Below are 21495 nucleotides of genomic sequence, written 5' to 3'. Positions count from 1 at the left end.
AATAATCCAGATCACATACTTTGACATAAAGCTTAAGTATTATAATAATCTACAATTTTTTCAACTATCAGAATTTTTTTCTTTGATTACTATTTTCTTGAAATAAAAAAACGACTTCGCTCTAGAATAACTCTACTTTTTCGTCTTAATTTTTCTTGCCAACTATGACTATTTTGAAGAATTTAAATTTGGTTTAATGGTAGTCATAAAAAATATCAAAAAATTAATTTTATCTTATTGACTTAAATTGAAGCAATAAGGTATTAATATGATTTTAATGAGTTTTTTAAATTATTAAATTCGCAATATAAATTTGGTTTTTTTGCAAATAAAAAACCCAGCCGAAGCTGGGTAAAAACTAATAACCATGAAAACTCAAATTAAACATGAGAATCGTAATAGAATTAACAATTACTGTGCCAAAACTTTTGCCTCATTTCTTAACAAAAGTTATTTTTATGTTAAAAAAAAATTAAAATAAAATTGAAAGATATTTTTTGTAATTTTGCGGCATTAAAAAAATATACATTTATGTCTAAGATTACATTCACTATGATTAAGCCTGACGCAGTAGCAGACGGACATATCGGTGCTATATTAGGTAAGATCGCTGAAGGAGGTTTTAAGATCAAAGCATTAAAATTAACTCAACTTACAGTTGCTGATGCTAAAAAATTCTACGAAGTACATGCTGAAAGACCATTTTATGGTGAATTGGTAGAATTCATGAGTTCAGGTCCTATCGTAGCTGCTGTTCTAGAAAAAGAAAATGCAGTAGAAGACTTCAGAACATTGATTGGTTCTACAAATCCAGCTGATGCAGCGGAAGGAACAATCAGAAAAATGTTTGCAAGAAGTATCGGTGAAAATGCAGTTCATGGTTCAGATTCTGACGAGAATGCTCTTATCGAAGCTCAATTCCATTTTTCAGGAAGAGAGATTTTCTAAGAAAACCCACCTCAAAAATATAAAACCAGAGAATTTTCTCTGGTTTTTTTATGCCAAAATGTCCTGAAATAGCAGATTGTAATGATTATCAGTAGTAAATAAAGAAGATCTGATTTTTCAGATAATATCATTAAATCCGAAACCTTAAGTAAATAGGAACTTAAACTCGGAAAAGTTCTTTAATAAATTGTATTTTTAACATTATCATAAATGAAATCCTTATTAGGTTTTTTGCAATACATCACAAATTAAAATATATGAAAATGACAACGGTATTTTTACTAATTACGGCCGTGCTTACGGCTCTGATCGCCGGGCTTTTCTATGCCTATTCATGCTCTGTAGTTCTGGGCTTGGGGAAACTTTCCGATACGGAATATTTAAAGTCCATGCAGAGTATCAACCGCGAAATTCTTAACCCTGTATTTTTTATGAGCTTTATGGGAACTGCCATACTTCTTCCGGTAACTGCTTTTCTGTACAGGGAGAGCAGCCGGGGTTTCTTTTTCTTTTGCTGGCAACTGCCGCTTATCTGATAGGTGTTTTTGGAGTGACCGTTGTCGGAAATGTCCCTCTGAATGATATGCTGGATAAGTTTGATATCAGTAATTCAACAGCAGAATCAGTTAAACAGATGCGGGAAAGCTTTGAAAACAGATGGAATCTTTTGAATAACATCAGAACTGTATTTTCAATAATAAGTATTGTCCTGGTAATCTGCGCATGCATCTGGAACAAGCAGCTGCATGGATAATTGCTTGATTGTGTAGAAATACTTAACGATAAAATTCAGTATTTATACGGATGCATTATATGTGATTTTATTTGCAAATTTACATCAGCAATAATACAAGGAATCTTAAGCATTTAAAGTCTTACGACAAAAACTAATAACCACATAAGCTCAAATTCCGCAAGTAGAAAGGTAGTCTCCCAAGGGCTGCCTTTTGTTTTTTAGGCTCTTGCGTCAAAAGAATATTTTACTCATGTTTTACTCAATGTAAAAGAAAAGATCAGTCTTTAAAGAAGAAAGGCAGCCAATAAAGCTGCCTTTTATATGAGATAAAATCTGAAGTGGATTAGATCTTCAGCAACTCAATTGTTCCTTCCGGACTTTCTGCAGAGAAAACTGCATTTCCTGCTACAAGAACATCTGCTCCGGCTTCGAAAAGCTTTGAAGCATTATCAAGATTGACTCCGCCGTCAATTTCGATAAGTGCAGTGGAGTTATTGCTCAGGATAAGATCTTTAGTCTCCGCAATCTTTTTGTATGTATTTTCAATGAATTTCTGGCCTCCGAATCCAGGATTTACACTCATTAAAAGCACAAGATCCACATCGGCAATGATATCTTCAAGCATTAATACCGGAGTGGAAGGATTTAAAACAACCCCTGCCTTTGCCCCTCTGCTCTGGATGTGATGAATGGTTCTGTGAAGGTGTGTACATGCCTCATAATGTACGGAAATAAGGTCTGCACCATGATTGATGAATTCATCCACATACTTTTCAGGTTCCACGATCATCAAATGGACATCTACAAATTTTTTGGCATGCTGCTGCACAGTTTTCATCACAGGGAAGCCAAATGAAATGTTGGGAACAAATCTCCCGTCCATCACATCAATGTGGAACCAGTCTGCCTGGGAGTTGTTCAGCATTTCAATGTCTCTTTGCAGATTCCCGAAGTCTGCGGATAAAAGGGAAGGAGCAATAAGCTTTGTTTTCATTTTTACTTTTTATACTTTACTTTATATTATCCTATTGAAAATGATTGATCATGCGTGTAATAATAATAAGTCAAAAAAATAATTGTCAAAACCACTTCAATGACAGATAATTTTATATTATCAAACTGCTTAACTAAAAATCTGTCAATGACAAGTAAAGCAAAGATAATAAGCAAGAAAATTACTTCTATTGTTATTCCCAAACTTCCACTTGAATGTACTGTGAATACTTGGTATATAATTAATGGAATGATCAATCCAAACAATATAATGCTCACAATGGAGAGGAATGTCGGTTTTTTCAATAAGTCAGAAATCAAGCTCATTTTAGTGATACTTTAATTTCATTTCCGGCTTGATCTTCAGAAGGGTTTCATAGATCAGCTGGATTACATTACCTACATCTTCTTTAGACACCATTTCTACTGTTGTATGCATGTAGCGCAAAGGTAAGGAAATTAATGCACTTGGCACCCCACCGTTAGAATGGGCAAAGGCATCTGTATCTGTTCCTGTTGCTCTGCTTGATGCAGCTCTCTGGAAAGGAATTTTTTTAACTTTTGCTGTATTAATGATCAATTCTCTGATGGTATGATGGATGCTTGGGGCAAAGAAAACAACAGGTCCGTCACCACATTTCTGGTCGCCCTCTTTTTTCTTTTCGATCATAGGAGTTGTGGTATCGTGGGTAACATCTGTTACAATGGCGATATTAGGTTTAATGGTATCAGCGATCATATCTGCACCGTAAAGTCCTACTTCTTCCTGTACGGAGTTTGTGATATACAGCCCGAAAGGAATTGCTTTTTTGTTCTCTTTTAAAAGCCTTGCCACTTCGGCGATCATAAAGCCTCCGATTCTGTTATCTAATGCTCTGCAGACAAAATATCTGTCGTTCATTTCAAAGAATTCATCCGGGTAAGTGATCATGCATCCCACATAAATTCCCATTTCCTCAACTTCTTTCTTGGTAATAGCACCGCAATCGATGAAGATATTCTCAATTTTCGGGGTGGGTTCATTCTGGTTGCTTCTTGTATGGATTGCAGGCCATCCGAATACACCTCTTACAATTCCTTTTTCACCATGAATATGGACTACTTTTGATGGGGCTATCGTTTGATCTGAGCCTCCGTTTCTGATCACGTAGATCAATCCGTCATCCGTAATGTAATTCACATACCATGAGATCTCATCAGCATGGGCTTCAATCACTACTTTAAATTCAGCATCGGGATTGATTATCCCATAGCATGTTCCATAATGATCTACTTCTATTTTATCTACATACGGCCTGATGTAATCCATCCAGATTTCCTGGCCTCTGTGTTCGTAACCTGTTGGTGAAGAAGTGTTTAAGTATTTTTCTAAAAATTTCAAAGATTTCTTTTCAAACTTCATAAAAGGGAATGATTTTTGCGGGTAATTTTTGTTATTATAAGTGTAAAAATAATGAATTTTAGTAAGATTGTCTGTCTTTTTATCTTCTTTTTTGGAGTCAGTATTTTTGGTCAGAAGGATTCTATCGTTGCAAAACCTCTCAACCAATATCCTGCTGAATCTCTAAAAACTGATGAGTTCGGGAATAAGTACTATTATGACGAACGTCAAAAGGTCAAGATTTATGAAATTAACGGCGAGCCTGTGGTAGTGCTGGATGAGCTGGTTCTAGTTAATAAACCGCGGTTTAATAATCAGCTGGATAAAAATTACTATTATTTCCTTAACAAAAAACTGAACAGGGTTTATCCGTTATTTGTCACGGCACTTGAGCAGTACAGAGGCATCCAGGCAGATATGACAGATATGGACAGCAAAGCCAAAAGGAAATTCATAAAAGAAAGACAGAATATACTTGCAGATCAATATGAAAAGCAGCTGAGAGATCTTACAACAACAGAAGGGCAGGTTTTTGCCAAGTTGATGAACAGAGCAACCGGGAAAAATGTTTATGAAATCATTAAAGAGATGAGAGGCGGATGGAGTGCTTTCTGGTGGAATGTAAAGGGCAAGATGGCAGACATAGATCTGAAAGACCAATACAATCCACACAAGAACAGAACAGACGAGTTTATAGAATCCCTGCTTCAGTCTAACTGGAATTCAGGCTATTTACAGCCTTATCCCGGTGCTTCCGATTTTAAGGTCAGAAAATAAAATCTAAAATATAAATCTGAACAGATTCTGAAATATAAAATTCCTGTAATTATTTACAGGAATTTTTCTTTTAATTTATCGAATACAATTTGATCTATCGGAAGCGGGAAGGGATTATCCGGCCTGTCGATATCGATCCACTCTGTCTTTTCAATGCATGGATCAAGAATCAGGAAATCTTCCTCTGTCGTAATGTTTACTATATAATAGATGGTAAGCAGCTGCTCATTTTCTCTGAAACGTGAAACCAGGAAATCTTCCTGGGTATAAAAGTGTTCCACAACTTCAATTTTTACATTCAGCTCTTCATCAAATTCGCGGTGAAGACATTCTATAAGCCCTTCACCAAATTCCAGGCCTCCTCCCGGAAATTTCATTAATTGTTCACCTGCATATTCTTCAAACAGGGTCAGTACTTTTTTATCCTTTACTGCGCACGCATACACCCTAATGTTGATCTTATCAATCATATATAATATTTTGTATAGCTAAAATAAGGAATTTAGTAGAAAGAGCCAATAAACCCATTTGCAAATTGGTCCTTATGCAATCTGTTTCTTTCCTTTTCTAATTTTCTCTGTTTTCCTCACTTTCCATCTTTACCGCATTAATCATTTCTCTCTTTCCCGGAGGACCCTGCTTTTTCTCCACTTTAAAATTCAGTTCCTGAAGAATCCTTCTTACGCTTCCTTTGGAAGAATAGGTTGTTAACAATCCGTTAACGGACATTTTGTCGGAAACCATTTCAAACAGTGGTTTTTCCCACAGATCCGGCTGTACTCTTGCACCGAAGCAATCATAATAAACCAGGTTGATTTTAGGTAAGTCTATGTCTTTCACGTCAAAAAAGTCGCATTCGATCTTTTTCAGGTTAAATCCTTTAATGATTTCAGATGGTTTTTCCCATTCTGCCTGATGAATTTTTTGATAAATATTTTTGAATTCCGGGTTATCAAAATGCTCAAAATAGGCAAGGTCATTCATTTCGGATTCATTTATCGGATATTTTTCAAGGGAAAAATAATTGATGACATGATTTTTGTCAGTTTTTAAATATTCATTAATTGTCACCAAAACATTCAAACCTGTTCCAAAACCGAGTTCTAAAATATTAATTTCGCAATCGTTTAACTGATTTAGTCCATTTTTGATAAACACATGTTCTGCTTCCTGAAGTGCTCCGTGATGAGAATGGTAGTTTTCATTTAAATCATTGATAAACAATGTTTTACTTCCGTCGTTTGTGGTCTTAATTTCTCTTTTCAAGCTATTTTTTTGTCAAATTTACTCTAAAATTTTTATATTTAGAAAATTATGTTAAATTTGTAGAACATCGTAAAAATTTTAAAAAATGATAATTCAAAAAACTGAAAACTCCAGACTTTCGGACTTTGATCCGAATAATTTTTCATTTGGAAATACTTTTATCGACCATATGGTTATATGTGAGTATGAAAATGGAAAATGGGGTGATGTAAAATTGGTTCCTTATGGTCCAATACCATTTACGCCAGCCATGATGGGTGTAAACTACGGGCAAGCTTGTTTTGAAGGTATGAAAGCTTATAAAGACAAAGACGGGCAGGTTTTCCTTTTCAGGCCAGAAAAGAATTTTGAACGTATCAATAAATCAGCAAAACGTCTGGCAATGCCTGAAGTGACTGAAGAAATGTTTTTAGACGGATTGAAGGCATTAGTAGATATCGACAGAAACTGGATTCCGCAGGGCGAAGGCATGTCATTATATATCAGACCATTGATTTTTGCTACAGAGGAAGCTCTGAAAGCAAGAGTTTCTAATAAATATATGTTCGCAATCGTTGCGACACCAGCGAAAAGCTATTATTCAGAACCGGTTTCCGTAAAGATTTCAGATCATTATTCAAGAGCAGCTAACGGAGGAGTGGGTTCTGCTAAAGCAGCAGGGAATTATGCAGCTTCTTTCTATCCTACACAGCTTGCTATCGAAGAAGGGTATGAGCAGATCATCTGGACCGATGATGCCACTCACGAATACTTTGAAGAAAGTGGAACAATGAACGTATTTGTAAGAATTAACGATACAATTTATACACCTCCTACTTCTGAAAAAATCCTTGACGGGGTAACAAGAGACAGCTTCATTCAGCTTGCGAAGAAGAGAGGAATTGAGGTGAAAATAGAGCCTGTTGCTGTGAAAACGGTTGTAGAAGCTCAAAAGAACGGAACTCTGAAAGAAGTTTGGGGAGTGGGAACAGCTGTTGTAACTACCGTATTCCAGGCTTTAGGATATGAAGGCACAAAACTTGAGCTTCCTAAATTGTCAGATGAGGAAAGCTTTGCAGCTATTCTTAAAAAGGATCTTACAGATCTTCAGAACAACCTTAGCGAAGATCCTTTCGGATGGAGAGTTATGGTTGAAAAAGACGTTCTGGAAACAGTTTAATTTCAACATTATTTGATTTAATAATAGACCGGCAGAATAAATTTCTGCCGGTTTTTTTATTTTCTCGCCAATTATTGGTAATTTTTCACAAAATTTAGAATACTATGCAATTCGTAAAGCTTAAATTACCTGTGGGGCTGCTTTCTATAATTGGTGTCTTAGCTGTTTCTTCATGCAGCAGCGATGATGCAGAGCCAATAGTAAACGATGCAGCCACAATAACTGTAGAAAATATAATTGAAAGTAAGGCACTTACACAGTTCGGGACTTTTCAGAATGCGGGATCATCGCCTGTCATTAATCCCGGAGAATCAGCTTCTTTTACATTTTATGCAGGCAAAGGACAGGCTGTAAGTTTTGCAGCCATGTACGGAAACAGTAATGATTTATTTTTTGCACCGGCTAACCCGGGCGTAAAACTGTATCAGGATAACGGAGATCCGGTAACAGGAAATGTTTCTTCACAGATCAAGCTTTGGGATAACGGGACACGTAAAAATGAACCTACAGGTCCTGGTGTTACTCATCCTGGCTCAGCAGAGTCCCCTCAACAGAATATTGCTGAGATTGCATTGGCAACACCTGCTTCACAATTGCTGAAAGCGGAATTGACTCATGAGGGAGGAACCAAATTTACTTTGAAATTAACTAATACTTCAGGCGGTACAGCCAATGAAACGCCAATAAGTGCCGGAGTCTGGGCTGTTTCCCATATTTCAGGGACAACACTTTTGAAAGAAGATCCTATTTTTTCACCAGGAAAGCTGTCGGCCAATGGATTGACAGATCTTGCTGAATTAGGGAAAACAACACCTCTTGAACAATATCTAACGGGTATCACAGGCCCTAATTCTGCATTTTCACCGGTACTGGTCGTAGTATACAGCGGTAACGATAATCCTATCTTTAAAACCGGGGAGAATGACCGTGGAGAAGGTTTGAAGGAGCTTTCTCAGCAGGGTAATGCTGATGTTTTGGCAGCTTTTCTTAAAGCCAAACCCGGAATAAAAGAAGTATTCGTCCTTAAAGATCCGGCTACAGGTGTTTTACTACCTAGAATAAACGGAAATAACGGTGGCAAGGCTTCACAGGTAATATCTGCACGTAAAGGAGACCGTATTGCATTGGCAACAATGTACGGACAGTCCAATGACTGGTTTATTTCGGCCATGAATAATGGGGTAGATGGCTCAACGCGCGGCGATATCTCTTCGATAATGGGACTGTTTGACAGTGGAACCTTACAAAGCTCTTTTCCGGGCGCTCATATAGGGTCGGAGCCGGCTGAGGCTGAAAGCCAGCCGGTACAGCAGCTTGCCAACCCGAACCAGTTCAACACACTTCCGTCACTTCCACAAATGATTAAAGTGACAATTCAATAATATTTGATTATCAGTATAATAACAAATCACCTCATTTTACGGGGTGATTGTTTGTTTTTATATGGTTTTACAGATCCCACAAGAAATTAAACCATTATTAAGGATAAAGAAGGTTAAAAAGAAGATCAAATGTTCTTAAAGCTTAAAAATCTTAATAGTTCAAAACTTCTACTAGTAAAAAAGGTTGCATAATCTGCAAGAGGAAATAATTTTCACAGGTTTTTGAGATTGCACAAAATTTCATAGAACTTATTTTCAAAATCCTTGAATCTTTGAATTTTTAAATCTTTAAATATCCTATCACACCATTCACCAGAAATACTTCACGAATTATCTGTCAAATTTTTTAAAACCTATTGAACAATATTTCCCCGAAATGCGTATTTTCGCAAAAGTTTATGAAAAAATTACTCTTCATATCAGCAGTAAGCCTGTTAAGCTGTAACCGGAATGCACCCACGGCGCATCCTCCCGTAGGCGGAGTGTTGAGCCGAAAAGACCTGGATGTTTCGAAGGAAAGGATGAGGAATCTGAATACTATAGAGCGGGGCCAGATTCAGGATTGGATTGCTGGCCAGCCTGTGAAGTATTACCCTACACAACTTAATTATTGGGTGACTGTTGAAGGTTTTGATCAGAGAGAAAAAAGAGCGGATAATACACCGATCTCTTATTCTTATGATTTGTATGATTTTGATGAAACCAAGATCTACGACAAACCTTTTGAAAGAAGAGATGCCAGATTCGGGCATTTTGATGAACTGAAAGCAGTAGAGAATGCTTTGCGTTTTATGCATGATGGAGAGGAAGTAACGCTTTTGGTACCTTCTTCACTGGCCTACGGAACTTTTGGAGACGAAAAGAATATAGACAACGATATACCATTAATCATAAAATTAAAAGCTCTATAAATAATGAAATTGTTTAACAAGAATATAATTCTGGCAGCGGCAAGTATTTCGCTGATGAGTTGTACCCCAATCTATAAAAAAATGAACGTAGACAAAGAAACTTACGAAGGTCTTACCAACGGACTTTATGCAAATCTTCAGACTTCTAAAGGAAACCTGATCGTGCAGTTCGAAGACAAAAAAGCACCGGTAACTGTAGCCAATTTTATTGGTCTTGCAGAAGGGAAAATAGACAACAAAGCTAAGGCGAAAGGAGTTCCTTATTATGACGGAACTATTTTCCACAGAGTGATTAAAGATTTCATGATCCAGGGAGGCGATCCTCAGGGAACAGGAATGGGAGATCCTGGATATAAATTCGAAGATGAGAAAAACGACCTTAAGCATACAGGAAAAGGAATCCTTTCTATGGCGAATTCCGGACCTAATACGAATGGTTCTCAGTTCTTCATCACTGAAGTGGCAACCCCGTGGCTAGACGGAAGACACACGATCTTCGGAAAAGTGGTTAAAGGTAACGATGTAATCGATGCGATCGCTAACGTAGAAAAAGGAGCTCAGGACAAGCCTAAGACAGATATTGTTTTAGAAAAAGTTTCTGTTTTCAGCAAAGGTGACGAATACAAAAACTACGATGCAGCAAAAACTTTCACAGAAGGTAAAGCTAAGATCGCAGAAAACAACAAAGCTTATATCGCTAAGGAAGAAGCTGACAGAAAGAAAAAAGAAGAGGAATTCAAAGCTAACCAGGAGAAAATGGTTGAAGACCTTAAAGCTGGAATGCAGAAAACTGAATCCGGATTATATTACAAAATCACTAAAACAGCTGCAGCTGGAAAAGCTCCTAAAGCCGGTGACAATGTATCCGTACATTATGCAGGTAAATTAATCGACGGTACAGAATTCGATTCTTCATTTAAAAGAAACGAGCCTATCGAAATTCCAATCGGAATGGGAAGAGTAATCAAAGGATGGGATGAAGGTATCCTGTTGCTTAAAGAAGGCGAAACTGCTACATTATTAATCCCGCCGGCAATGGCTTACGGAGAAAGAGGAGCAGGAGGTGTTATCCCGCCAAATGCATGGTTGATCTTCGATGTTGAGCTTGTGAAAGTACAGTAATTAAAAATTTAAGATATTTTGAAAGCCGTCCGTTAGGATGGCTTTTTTTGTTGCCAGAGATTAAAATTATATATAGTAAGGATAAGAAAGATATATTTTAGTTTAGTGTAATTTCCTTATTTTCGTGTAAAATATTCACATGAAAAAAATCTTCTACACTCTTTTTATTCTCTCCACAACCACCATTTCCGCCCAGGGTAAGAAATTCTTCAAAAGCGGGGAAGTGCAGTTGCAGAATCCAGTAGAAAAGATCAATCTTAAATATGTTAATGATCTGCCTTTTGTACAGGTAAGCATCAACGGGAAACCCTATAATTTTCTTTTTGATACCGGTGCACCAACAGTGATCTCTACAGCAGTGTACACTGAGCTTGGGCTGGAGAAAAAACATAAAAGTAATGTAAAGGATTCGCAGAAAAACAAACAGGAACAGATCTTTACGATTCTGCCGGAAATGACCGTTGATAAAGCTGTTTTCAAAGATATAGGAGCTGTAGTGATGGATTTCAGTATTTCGGAGCTCAGCTGCTTCAAAATCGACGGAATTCTTGGAGCCAATCAAATGGCAAAGCTTTTCTGGAAAATCAATTATGCAGAAAACTCACTCGAAGCTTCAAGAGATCTTGCACAGTTTAATCCTGCAGATTATGATATTGTAATTCCTTTCACGCCCAGAACACAAAAAACGCCTGTTGTAGAAACCGACCTTCAGGGTAAAAAAATAGATCTTACCTTCGATACCGGATTTTCAGGGAGACTGAAGATCACAGACAACGCATATGATCTTCAAAAAGCATTAAAGAGTATAGAAGTCTATGGAACGAGCTCTGTCGGAGCTTATGGGGCCGGAAAGCCTGCACCGGGATATATTTTCAGAACTGCAGCTCTGTCATTGGGAAATAAAAGCTTTTTTAATGAAATAATTGCCACTGGAGGTGCAAATCTGATCGGGAATGATTTCTTTAAAAATTTTGTATTCATCCTCGACTGGTCCGGAAACAAGATCTACATGAAACGGATTAAAAATGAGCCTGCCAGGTTGGAGTCTTTCGGCTTCGGATACCGTTTTATAGAGGCAAAGCCAACAGTGGCCTTTGTATTTCAGGAAGAAAATTTTCCATTGAAAGTGGGAGATGCTATTATCAGCATCAATAACATTAATCTGGATAACCTTAACAAAGAAAGTGCCTGTCATTATTTTCTTAATAGAGTAGAAAACGGGCAGAATTCAATTGATCTTAAAATCAGGAGAGACGGAAAGGAAATGCAGGTGAAGCTGGATAGAAAAGAGTTTTTGAAAGTAGGGGTCTAAATTTGAGTGTTGGAGAGTTTTAGGGTTTTTAGAGTTTGAGAACAGGAAGTGTATAGATACTGTTTCAGTGTAAGAACTTTTATTTTTTACTATTAATCCTATAGACTTTGAATAACAGCTGATTATAGGTTTTTATTTAAAGTAATTTTAATAAAGAAAAAGCCATTCAATATCTTGAACGGCTTTCTAGTAAAGTAGAAATTAAAGTTATGGGTGTCTTGATTTCTTTCTTGCGTTGGAAGAATTCATTTTCCCTGCAAGGGAGCTGATAAATACAATTCCAAAGCCGAGGTATGCCACAAATGCGGTAAGGTATACGATTAAGCTGTTAAAATCAGGTTTTGAGGCATATATACAATACACCAGCACAGAAAAAACAGCAAAACTTAACAGGAGCATCAGGCTCCAGATATTCATTTTTGCGGCATCTTCATTTCTCTTAAAAATCATTTCAAAAAAGTCTCTCATCATTAATCACTTTTTAAGGGTTATACATCTGTTTTCCGTTCTTCCATAGAACGGTCCGGAATCATTTCCGATATAAATTAAATAGCACACGGATCATAGTTAAACTTGGCTAAGGTTATGATCTTATGGCCGTTTGATTGTTTTACATCAGGGTATGCTTTAAGCTGCCCAGAAAAGTTTTAATTAAAAAACAGTATTGAATCCCGGAAGGAATTCATGAGCCTTTATGACACCGTACACAATCATCATCGTAAATGGAATTGATAAGAGGATTATCTTTTCCGATGCATACGGTATCTAAAGAAAAAGGATCATATCTAAAATATGAAAATCCTTTATCTGGCTCAATGGAAACTGAACGTCCCATGGAAACCTTTTCTCATCGTCTGTGTTTTAAATAATTTTTTTTCAATGATTTAGCTTGCGAATTTCATGCCAAAGTGAATTCTTCTACTTGTTTTTATAGCTAAGTAGGTTTAAGTTTGTATATGGTTAACAACGAAATCTGAAAAACGGAAAGAGTTAATTCAAGGAATTATTTTTACCACAAAAGTCACAAAAGTTTTTTAAAGCTTTTGTCATTTCTGAGTGAAGCTTAGAGCTGAAAAAGTTCACTTAAGTTTAAGAAAATCAAATATTTATATGTGAAAATCTGTGTAGGGTAATCTGCGGGAGATGTATATAGAAAATCAGCAAGTTGATTCCAGGAAAGAAGAATACCCTCATCAGAACCAACTTGTTGATGAGATTACCAGTTTTTATCAATCATATAGATGATCTGTGTCAAAGTTGTAGCACCCAACAGAAGCTCTCTTCTGTTCACCTTATCGAATGTATCCTCTTCCGTGTGATGGATGTCAAAATACCTTTGAGAATCCGGTACAAGCTCCGCTGTAGGAACTCCCATGTCATGAAGTGGCGATATATCTGCTCCTGAATATTTTCCTTCAAAATTATAAACTCCGTATGGAATGAATAAACTAGTCCAGCTTTTGATCTGGTTTCTCTTTTCATTATCCATTTCCAGAGCGATTCCTCTTGGTGCAAAGCCACCTGCATCGGATTCTATGGCAAAAAGGTGCTTTTCATTCTTTTCCTTAACAGTTTTTCCATATTGAATACCGCCCTTGAGTCCGTTTTCTTCATTAGCGAAACAAATCACCCTGATGGTATGATTATTTTTAATTCCTAATTTCTTAAATGTTCTCAATACTTCAATACTCTGTACAATTCCGGCACCATCATCGTGAGCTCCTTCACCTACATCCCAGGAATCAAGATGTCCTCCCACTACGATTACGCTTTGGTCCTTTTTGCCGGTAATTTCACCAATGACAGAGTGAGAGAGCTTTTCGCCTTTCATGCCGCAGTTGGAATTCAGTTTTGCAGTAATTTTCTGCGTTTTTAAAAGAGCTTCAAGCTCGTCTGCTGTTGTTGTTCCGATAGCTATGGCCGGGATTTTTGAAACTTTATCCTCATAACGCATGGCTCCTGTATGTGGAATATCGTCAAAAGCTGAAGACAGGGATCTGACGATTGCAAATTTCCCACCTTTTTTAGCTGTTAACGAAGCTGCGGTTACCCTGTATTTTGCGGCATCACCATAACCTCTAAATGTTTCTACAAAAGACTGACTGAAAGGGTAGTTAAAGAATACGATCTTATCCTTTACTTGATCTGCAGAAAGCTTTTCATATTCCTCCATGGATTTCACGATAATGATTTCACCGGAAACATCCTTTCCTCCGGTTCCTTCGGAATTCCCAAGAGAAAGCATCTTTATGTTTTTCCATTTTCCGCCTGCTGTTTTAATCTGCAGGGATTCCTTTCCCCTGGTCCATACCGGAACCATTACTTCCTGAAGCCATACCTTATCTGCTCCTGCATCACGAAGCTTTTGTTCCGCCCATTTTACAGATTTTTCGTAAGCTTCCGAACCGCTGAGGCGGTGACCTATATTTTTGGTTAAATCCCTTAATTCCGTATAGCTTTTGCCATTGTTCAGTATTTCAGCGGAAATCTTACTGAACTGTATAGAATCTTCCTTAGATTGGCCAAAAGCAGCCATTCCTAAGAAGAATAGTGAAGTTCCGATTATCTTTTTCATAATTTTTACCAGTTTTTATCGATCATAAAAATAAGTTGTGTCATTGCGGTGGCGCCCAGTAGTAGTTCTCTTTTGTTCACTTTATCGAAAGTATCTTGTTCAGAGTGATGGTAATCAAAATATCTTTGTGTATCTACCACCAATTCGGCTAATGGAATATCTAATTTTTTCAGTGGAGAAATATCCTGAATAGCTTCAGTTTGGTCAAAATCATAAATACCGTAAGGAAGGAAATAATTTTTCCATTCAAAAATCTGTCTTCGTCTTTGTGGCGGCATGTCTAAGGAAAATCCTCTTGGCGAATATCCTCCTGCATCTGTTCCTAAAGCAAAAACATGCTTTTCTTGTTTCTTTTTCACATAGGCTGCATACATTTCACGTCCTTGTCCTCCGTTTTCGCTGTTAGCATAAAAAACAACTCTTATCGTATGATTATTTTCGATTCCAAGCGCTTTAAATGTTCTTAAAACTTCAATGCATTGTGCAACACCGGTTCCGTCATCAATAGCGCCTTCACCGAAATCCCAAGAGTCTAATTGAGCTCCTAAAACAATCACTTTAGAATCTTTTTTACCCTGAATTTCAGCAATAATATTCGGATTGGTAGTGTCGCCTTTTGATTGCGCAGTCATATTTATTTTGGCGGTAACTTTTTGATTTTTTAATAATTTTTCCAATTCATCAGCGGATTTTACTCCAATGGACAAGGCAGGAATTCTTACTTTGTCATCAGGTTCATAATACACCATTTTTGCGTGTGGTGTATCGTCCATAGCTGTTGTTAAAGATCTTATAATTAAAGCTTTTGCTCCTGTTTTAGCAATCACAGAAGCGGAAATTAATTTAGATTTTGCGGTAATTAAATAAGAATCATTTGTATTAATGATCTTCGGATCCATAGGAAGATTTACGAAAACGATTTTATCTTTCAATTGTCCGATAGACATGGCATTAAGTTCAGAAGTGGAGTTGATTAAAACAATTTCGCCTGTAAGATCTTTCCCGCCTGTTCCTTCAGAATTCCCGAAAGACAGCATTCTGATATTTTTCCAATCTCCATTCGCAGTTTTTATTTGCAAAGATTCTCTTCCTCTTATCCAGACCGGAGCTTTAGCTTCCATTCTCCAGATCATTTCAATACCGATAGATTTAAGTTTTTTTTCTGCCCATTCCACCGCTTTTATATAGCCGGCAGTTGCACTGAAGCGTGGTCCGATGCCTTTGGTAAGCTCACCCAGATTTTCATAGGCTGTACCGTTGGTCATTACCTCATCTGAGATTTTCCTGAATTCATCATGATAGTTGAACTTGGCCACGGTTGTCTTTTTTACCGGTTTTTTCTGTGGCTTTTTTTGAGAAAATAAAAATCCACTCAAAAAGAGTGGAAGTATAATGAAGATTTTTTTCATTTTTTATTTACCTTTCTTTTTCCGATGATAAAAGTAGGGAAAAATTAGGAATTTATTAAGGTTTCATATCGTACATTAACAGTGCTGTAACCAATTTCGGTTCAATAAATGTACATTTTGGAGGCATGCTGAGTTTAAGGTCAGAAATTTTAATCATATCGTTGAAACTCACCGGATAGATTCCGAACCCTACTTTTCCCTCACCATTGTCTATTTTTTCTTTTAAGAAGTTGATTCCCTGGATGTTGGAGGTTCCTTTAGCATAGGAAATCTTTTCAGAACTGTCTGAATCTTCTATTTTAAGGATATTCTTGAAAATATATTTATCTAAAAGATGATGGTCAAGATTATCAAGGGACATTTCCGTTGAACGGAGGTTGTGTTTCACGTGAAGTGAGTAGAATTTACCATCCAGGTACATTGAGATATGGAATTTCTGTGAAGGGAAATAAGAAGTTTCTCCTTTTTCGTGAATCAGAAAATACTGGTCCAGCTCTTTTAAAAACTCTTCGCTGGAAAGCCCGTTAAGATCTGACAGGATTCTGTTGTAATCATGAATCTTGATAGACTGGTTGGAGACAATAAAGCTGTACACAAAATTGTAGGCTTCAGTACCATTGTGTCTCTTATTTTTCTCTTTGTGATGTTTGGCATTCAAAGCGGTAGATCCGATCCTGTGGTGGCCATCTGCAATGTAGAAAGAATCAATCTGGTCAATCACTTCCTTGAACTGCTGAAGTTTCAGACGGTTGTCTATCCTCCAGATTTTATGCCTGATCCCGATAGAATCGACATGGTTGAAAATAGGAACATTCTTCTCTTCATGATTCATCAGAAGCTCGATCTTTGAATTGGAAGGGTAGGTAAGAAGCACAGGCTCAGCCTGAAGACTTACTTTGTCGAGATAATGAGCCAGTTTTTCCTTTTTCTGCGGAATAGTACTTTCGTGTCTTTTGATCTTTCCGTTCCAGAAATCTTCAATACTCGCCAAGCCTAGCAATCCTCTGAAAATCTGCTTATTAGGGTAAATTTGCTCATAAAGATAATATGATGAACTGTCCTGGATCAGTTTTTTTTCTTCCAGAAGTTCTTCAAACGTTGAACGGATCTTCCTTAAATTCCGGTCAATATCTTTGGATTTACTTACAACATAGGGTTTGATCATATTGATGTAAGTATTTTCAACTTGAGCTTTCTCTGCAATCTCCTCTTGGGTGAAATTGTCCAGCGGGTGGGTAGGGAAAGTGCTCTCAAAGTCTTTATGAGGTCTTATTCCACGGAAAGGTTTAAAAACAGGCATATTTTATCTTATGGTTTCTTTTTGTAGCTTAATAATTTGTTCTGCAAGTTCTGCACCGATCTTCTCCTGTGCATCTATGGTGTTTCCACCTACGTGAGGAGAAAGAGATAATGCAGGATTCATCAGTAAAGGGAGTTCCGGAGTCGGTTCGTTTTCGAACACATCCAGAGCGGCTCCCGCCACTTTTTCAGATTCGATGAAATCTATAAGGGCTACCTCATTGATCACGCCGCCTCTTGCAGTATTTACTATGTAGACTCCGTCTTTCATTTTTTCAAACTGAGGCGTGTCTATAATATATTCATTCGTTTTTGGAGTATTGATGCTGATAAAGTCTGTGTCTTTAAGGAAAGCATCCATATCATTGGTGGAGGTGATCTCAAAGTTCAGACTCTGGCCGTCGAAAAAGTCCAGGGTAAGAACTTTTGTCTTCGGATTCTTTGTGAGTACTTTAATTTTCATTCCTAATGCTATTCCCATTTTCACGACTTCCTGCCCGATACTTCCAAAGCCAATCACTCCAAGTGTTTTTCCTGAAAGTTCGTACGCTTTGCTGAATGACTTTTTCATGGCATCGAAGTGGGTTTCTCCCTCCAATGGCATCAGCCGGTTCGATTCGTGAAGGAACCTGGCCAGTGCAAAAAAATGTCCGAAAACAAGCTCAGCTACTGATTTTGAAGATGCTGTAGGCGTGTTGATCACTTTAATACCTTTGCTTTTAGCATAATCCACATCAATATTGTCCATTCCGATACCGCCGCGTCCTATAATTTTCAGGCTTGGGCAAGCATCGATCATGTCCTGTCTTACTTTCGTAGCGCTTCTTACCAAAAGAATATCCACGTTATTTTCATTAATGAAATTGATCACGTGATTCTGGGCCACTCTGTTCGGCAGGACTTCAAATCCTGCTTCCGTAAGGGCCAGTTCTCCTGTTTTCGAGATTCCGTCGTTTGCTAAAACTTTCATGTATTATTTAGATTTAAAGACTGAAAAGTTTAATTATTTAAAAAGTTTAAATCGGGGCGCAAATTAATAAATTTAAATTAACTGCTTTAAACTTTTCAATCTTTGAATTTTTAATGCTTAAATTATTTAATAGATTTCATAACATCCACAAGAACCTGTACACTTTCAATAGGTAAAGCGTTGTATAAACTTGCTCTGTAACCGCCCAGGCTTCTGTGTCCGTTGAGTCCGCTGATTCCTGCAGCTTTCCACGCAGCATCGAATGCCTCTTTTTTGCTTTCGTCCGTGATATTAAAAGAAACATTCATTAAAGAGCGGTCTTCTTTTACGCAGAATGTTTCAAACAGAGGGTTGCTGTCGATCTCATCATATAAAAGTTTTGCCTTGGCCTCATTTCTGGCTTCCGCTGCTGCAATTCCACCGTTCTTTTCAAGATACTGTAAAGTAAGAAGGGAAGCATACACAGGGAAAACCGGAGGAGTATTGTACATAGATTCTTTTGAAATATGCTGTGAATAATCCAGAATAGAAAGCATGTTCTCTCTTCCTGTTTTTCCAAGAATTTCTTTTTTGATCACCACTAAAGTAACTCCTGCAGGCCCCATATTTTTCTGGGCTCCGGCATAGATCAGGTCAAATTTGGAGAAATCCAGCTGTCTTGAGAAAATATCGGAACTCATATCACAAACCATCAAAGTATCTACCTTAGGGAAAGATTTCATCTGTGTTCCGTAGATTGTATTGTTCGATGTGCAGTGGAAATAATCGTATTCCGAGCCTACTGTATAATTTTTTGGAATGAAAGAATAGTTTTCTTCTTTAGAAGAGCCTACCACATCTACAGTTCCTAGTTTTTTTGCTTCTTTAACAGCTCCTGCCGCCCATGTTCCTGTCTCCAGATAAGCTGCTTTACCGCCTACTTTAAGAAGATTGTAAGGAACCATTGCAAACTGCAGGCTCGCACCACCACCTAAATAAAGTACTTCATAATCATCGCCAAGGTTCATCAGTCTTTTCACAATGGCACGTGCTTCGTCCATTACAGCAACAAAATCTTTGCTTCTGTGCGAAATTTCAAGGAGGGACAGCCCGATTCCGTTAAAATCTAAAATAGCTTCCGCTGATTTTTCAAATACCTCCTGAGGTAAGATGCATGGTCCTGCGCTGAAGTTGTGCTTTTTGTTCATGTTTTTACTTTTTGGTTGTGCAAGGTTATGGACTTGCGGTTTAATATTGATATTTTACTAGATTCTTGAAATTTATCGTTAAAAAAACCGCCTCATTATGCTGAGACGGAGCCTTTATTATTCACCGTGTAAGAATGCTTTTTTATTAAGCAGGGTTTCTTCAGATTCTACGTGGTCTTCGTCTGGAACACAGCAGTCTACCGGGCAGACAGCTGCACACTGAGGTTCTTCATGGAATCCTTTACATTCTGTACATTTATCTGTTACAATGAAATATACATCATCACTTACCGGTTCCTGTGGCGAATCTGCATCTACAGTAAGTCCTGACGGCATGGTCACGGTACCTGTAAGAGCAGTACCTTCAGAAGCTTTCCAATCTACGGCCCCTTCATATATTGCATTATTTGGGCATTCCGGTTCGCAGGCTCCGCAATTAATGCATTCATCAGTTATTTTAATAGCCATCGCTAATTTTTTTTAAATTTGCACAAAATTACAAAATATTCCCCAATTTAAAAGTAATTATGAATATCGAAAATAAAGTTTTAGGACTTATTAAGTTAAGTACGTATATAAAAGAGTTTTTAGCAAAGAATCCTGCGGATTATAATGAGCATGATACAGAGTTTGAGTTATTGCTGAAAAGATCCGAAATAGAGAACCCCTGGTTTACCCTTGAGAATCAGAAATTTGCTCTTACCGAGTGGACTCATTTGCTTACTCAGGAAAATATAAATAGCTGGATCAGAAATTATTCCGTTGCCAAAACTTCAAAAAGAGTAGGATTGATCCTGGCCGGAAATATTCCTCTGGTTGGACTTCATGATGTGATAGCTGTTGTCTTGAGCGGCCATATTCCACTGATCAAACTGTCTTCAAAAGATAAGCAGATGGTGCCGTTCCTGCTAAAAAAATGGAATGAGCTGTCAGATGGAGCTGTACAGTTTGAATTTGTTGAAAGGCTGGAAAATTTTGATGCTGTAATCGCTACAGGGAGCAATAACACTGCAAGATACCTTGAATATTATTTCAAAAACCATTTAAGCATCATCAGAAAAAACAGAACTTCTGTAGCTGTATTGAAAGGGGATGAAACTCCTGAAGAGCTTCAGCTTCTTGCCGAAGATATTTTCAGGTATTTCGGGCTGGGCTGCAGAAATGTGACCAGGATTTTTATTCCGGACGACTTTATTATTGATAGATTATTTGAGAGTTTTGTAGGATTCCAGGATATCATCAATCATAATAAATATGCTAATAATTATGATTATAACAGGGCAGTTTATCTCCTTAACCGGGATAAATTCTGGGATAATAATTTCGTTATGCTGAAAGAGGATGATAAGCTTTTCAGTCCGCTTTCCGTAATTCATTTCAGCAGGTATTCATCTTTGGATGATGTTAAAAATTTCATTGCCGAAAACGAAGAAAATATCCAGTGTATTGTGGCTAAAGATGAGCTGGGGTTGAATTCAATTCCTTTCGGTGAGGCGCAGCATCCTGCTTTAAATACTTATGCAGATAATGTAGATACGATGAAATTTTTGGAAGTGGTCTGATTTTCGTATCTTAACTCACTTATTTCACCAATAACAAAAAGATTATGAAAAAAATATTTTTAGGACTTACAGTTCTTGCCGCACAGCTGATGTTTGCTCAGAAAGTAACAGACGTAAAGGTTGAAAAAGTTCAGAAAGAGATTCCTGCGCAGTTGAGCAAGGAGAAGATCAATCTGTATAATGACAACTTTCTTAAGTTTGTTGAAGCCCTGAAATTTCCTGATCGTTCCGGAGTTGATGTACTTCTTTCCGATAAGGTAAAAGAAATCGTTACGGATAACGTTCTTAAAAAAGTAAAAGATGGTTTTGATATGAATAAAAAACTGGAAATTTTAAAAACAGGATATCACCGATTAATGGATGGCTCCAGTCTGCCAAGCATCAACTACAAATATGCAGGAGATTCTTCTTCAAAAGAGGTAATTATGGCTGTTTTTGAAGAGGATGGGAAGATTATTGGGGTAATGCCTGCGAAAAAAGACAAATAATTAAATTTAAAACAATAA

At 37.3% G+C, this 21495-nt stretch carries 22 protein-coding genes; 11 read left to right on the top strand and 11 right to left on the bottom strand.

From position 1 onward, the window contains the following. Nucleotides 1-531 precede the first annotated feature (531 nt). From ACMGDK_RS03735 to ACMGDK_RS03725, 3 genes are all read left to right on the top strand, one after another. Nucleotides 532-948 (top strand): nucleoside-diphosphate kinase, encoded by a 417-nt coding sequence (locus tag ACMGDK_RS03735; protein WP_436806685.1) that lies wholly within the window; start codon nt 532-534, stop codon nt 946-948. Nucleotides 949-1205: 257 nt separating this feature from the next. Continuing rightward, on the top strand, nt 1206-1484 hold the full coding sequence (locus ACMGDK_RS03730) for an anthrone oxygenase family protein (RefSeq protein ID WP_436806684.1): 279 nt from the start codon (nt 1206-1208) through the stop codon (nt 1482-1484). After that, nucleotides 1460-1702 carry an anthrone oxygenase family protein gene (locus tag ACMGDK_RS03725; protein ID WP_436806683.1) on the top strand — a complete coding sequence of 81 codons (243 nt, stop codon included), beginning with the start codon at nt 1460-1462 and terminating at the stop codon, nt 1700-1702. Before ACMGDK_RS03730 ends, ACMGDK_RS03725 begins: the two co-directional genes overlap by 25 nt. 325 nt (nt 1703-2027) lie before the next feature. Here the strand turns inward: ACMGDK_RS03725 and rpe are convergent, their stop codons facing one another. Together rpe and chrP are read right to left on the bottom strand one after the other, a co-directional pair. Then, nucleotides 2028-2678: a ribulose-phosphate 3-epimerase gene (gene rpe / locus ACMGDK_RS03720; protein WP_436806682.1), complete on the bottom strand. Its 651-nt coding sequence runs from the start codon at nt 2676-2678 to the stop codon at nt 2028-2030. 327 nt (nt 2679-3005) lie between these two features. Next, the gene (chrP, locus tag ACMGDK_RS03715; protein WP_436806681.1) at nt 3006-4079 is read right to left on the bottom strand and encodes a chryseobasin maturation metalloprotease ChrP; all 1074 of its coding nucleotides are present in this window, start codon (nt 4077-4079) and stop codon (nt 3006-3008) included. A gap of 51 nt (nt 4080-4130) precedes the next feature. Here chrP and ACMGDK_RS03710 point away from each other — a divergent pair, with 51 nt between their 5' ends. Continuing rightward, complete coding sequence (locus tag ACMGDK_RS03710) at nt 4131-4835, top strand: DUF4294 domain-containing protein (RefSeq protein WP_436806680.1); 705 nt, start codon at nt 4131-4133, stop codon at nt 4833-4835. Nucleotides 4836-4888: 53 nt separating this feature from the next. Here the strand turns inward: ACMGDK_RS03710 and ACMGDK_RS03705 are convergent, their stop codons facing one another. Then, nucleotides 4889-5305, bottom strand: coding sequence for an NUDIX domain-containing protein (locus ACMGDK_RS03705; RefSeq protein WP_436806679.1), 417 nt, complete (start codon nt 5303-5305; stop codon nt 4889-4891). Nucleotides 5306-5402: 97 nt separating this feature from the next. Further along, entirely contained in the window at nt 5403-6101 is a 699-nt protein-coding gene (gene mnmC2, locus ACMGDK_RS03700) for a tRNA (5-methylaminomethyl-2-thiouridine)(34)-methyltransferase MnmC2 (RefSeq protein WP_436806678.1), read from the bottom strand. A gap of 85 nt (nt 6102-6186) precedes the next feature. Between mnmC2 and ACMGDK_RS03695 the strand changes: the two genes are divergently transcribed. From ACMGDK_RS03695 to ACMGDK_RS03675, 5 genes are all read left to right on the top strand, one after another. Beyond that, nucleotides 6187-7260 carry a branched-chain amino acid aminotransferase gene (locus ACMGDK_RS03695; RefSeq protein WP_116014692.1) on the top strand — a complete coding sequence of 358 codons (1074 nt, stop codon included), beginning with the start codon at nt 6187-6189 and terminating at the stop codon, nt 7258-7260. Nucleotides 7261-7364: 104 nt separating this feature from the next. Then, nucleotides 7365-8642: a spondin domain-containing protein gene (locus tag ACMGDK_RS03690; protein WP_436806677.1), complete on the top strand. Its 1278-nt coding sequence runs from the start codon at nt 7365-7367 to the stop codon at nt 8640-8642. 398 nt (nt 8643-9040) lie between these two features. Further along, entirely contained in the window at nt 9041-9553 is a 513-nt protein-coding gene (locus tag ACMGDK_RS03685) for an FKBP-type peptidyl-prolyl cis-trans isomerase (RefSeq protein WP_436806676.1), read from the top strand. A gap of 81 nt (nt 9554-9634) precedes the next feature. Next, nucleotides 9635-10675 (top strand): peptidylprolyl isomerase, encoded by a 1041-nt coding sequence (locus tag ACMGDK_RS03680; protein WP_436807248.1) that lies wholly within the window; start codon nt 9635-9637, stop codon nt 10673-10675. 139 nt (nt 10676-10814) lie between these two features. Next, nucleotides 10815-11987 carry a retropepsin-like aspartic protease gene (locus ACMGDK_RS03675; RefSeq protein WP_436806675.1) on the top strand — a complete coding sequence of 391 codons (1173 nt, stop codon included), beginning with the start codon at nt 10815-10817 and terminating at the stop codon, nt 11985-11987. 207 nt (nt 11988-12194) lie between these two features. Here the strand turns inward: ACMGDK_RS03675 and ACMGDK_RS03670 are convergent, their stop codons facing one another. The 7 genes from ACMGDK_RS03670 to ACMGDK_RS03640 form a co-directional block, all read right to left on the bottom strand. Then, on the bottom strand, nt 12195-12458 hold the full coding sequence (locus ACMGDK_RS03670; RefSeq protein ID WP_436806674.1) for a hypothetical protein: 264 nt from the start codon (nt 12456-12458) through the stop codon (nt 12195-12197). A gap of 745 nt (nt 12459-13203) precedes the next feature. Further along, complete coding sequence (locus tag ACMGDK_RS03665; RefSeq protein WP_436806673.1) at nt 13204-14562, bottom strand: M20/M25/M40 family metallo-hydrolase; 1359 nt, start codon at nt 14560-14562, stop codon at nt 13204-13206. 5 nt (nt 14563-14567) lie between these two features. Continuing rightward, the gene (locus ACMGDK_RS03660) at nt 14568-15971 is read right to left on the bottom strand and encodes a M20/M25/M40 family metallo-hydrolase (RefSeq protein WP_436806672.1); all 1404 of its coding nucleotides are present in this window, start codon (nt 15969-15971) and stop codon (nt 14568-14570) included. Nucleotides 15972-16026: 55 nt separating this feature from the next. Continuing rightward, nucleotides 16027-17271, bottom strand: coding sequence for a DUF1015 domain-containing protein (locus tag ACMGDK_RS03655; RefSeq protein ID WP_436806671.1), 1245 nt, complete (start codon nt 17269-17271; stop codon nt 16027-16029). A 3-nt stretch (nt 17272-17274) separates the two neighbouring features. After that, complete coding sequence (locus ACMGDK_RS03650; protein ID WP_436806670.1) at nt 17275-18240, bottom strand: D-2-hydroxyacid dehydrogenase; 966 nt, start codon at nt 18238-18240, stop codon at nt 17275-17277. Between the two features lie 122 nt (nt 18241-18362). Further along, nucleotides 18363-19427: a 3-phosphoserine/phosphohydroxythreonine transaminase gene (serC, locus tag ACMGDK_RS03645; protein WP_436806669.1), complete on the bottom strand. Its 1065-nt coding sequence runs from the start codon at nt 19425-19427 to the stop codon at nt 18363-18365. 117 nt (nt 19428-19544) lie between these two features. Continuing rightward, nucleotides 19545-19895 carry a 4Fe-4S binding protein gene (locus ACMGDK_RS03640; protein WP_040999034.1) on the bottom strand — a complete coding sequence of 117 codons (351 nt, stop codon included), beginning with the start codon at nt 19893-19895 and terminating at the stop codon, nt 19545-19547. Between the two features lie 59 nt (nt 19896-19954). Here ACMGDK_RS03640 and ACMGDK_RS03635 point away from each other — a divergent pair, with 59 nt between their 5' ends. Next, entirely contained in the window at nt 19955-20989 is a 1035-nt protein-coding gene (locus ACMGDK_RS03635) for an acyl-CoA reductase (RefSeq protein WP_436806668.1), read from the top strand. 44 nt (nt 20990-21033) lie between these two features. Continuing rightward, nucleotides 21034-21477 carry a peptidylprolyl isomerase gene (locus tag ACMGDK_RS03630; protein ID WP_436806667.1) on the top strand — a complete coding sequence of 148 codons (444 nt, stop codon included), beginning with the start codon at nt 21034-21036 and terminating at the stop codon, nt 21475-21477. Nucleotides 21478-21495: the final 18 nt, after the last annotated feature.

Origin of the sequence: Chryseobacterium hilariae, from assembly GCF_051400735.1 — a bacterium.
Taxonomy (GTDB): Bacteria; Bacteroidota; Bacteroidia; order Flavobacteriales; family Weeksellaceae; genus Chryseobacterium.
Note: the sequence above shows the minus strand (reverse complement) of the source record. Positions and strands in the feature narration are given on the sequence as shown.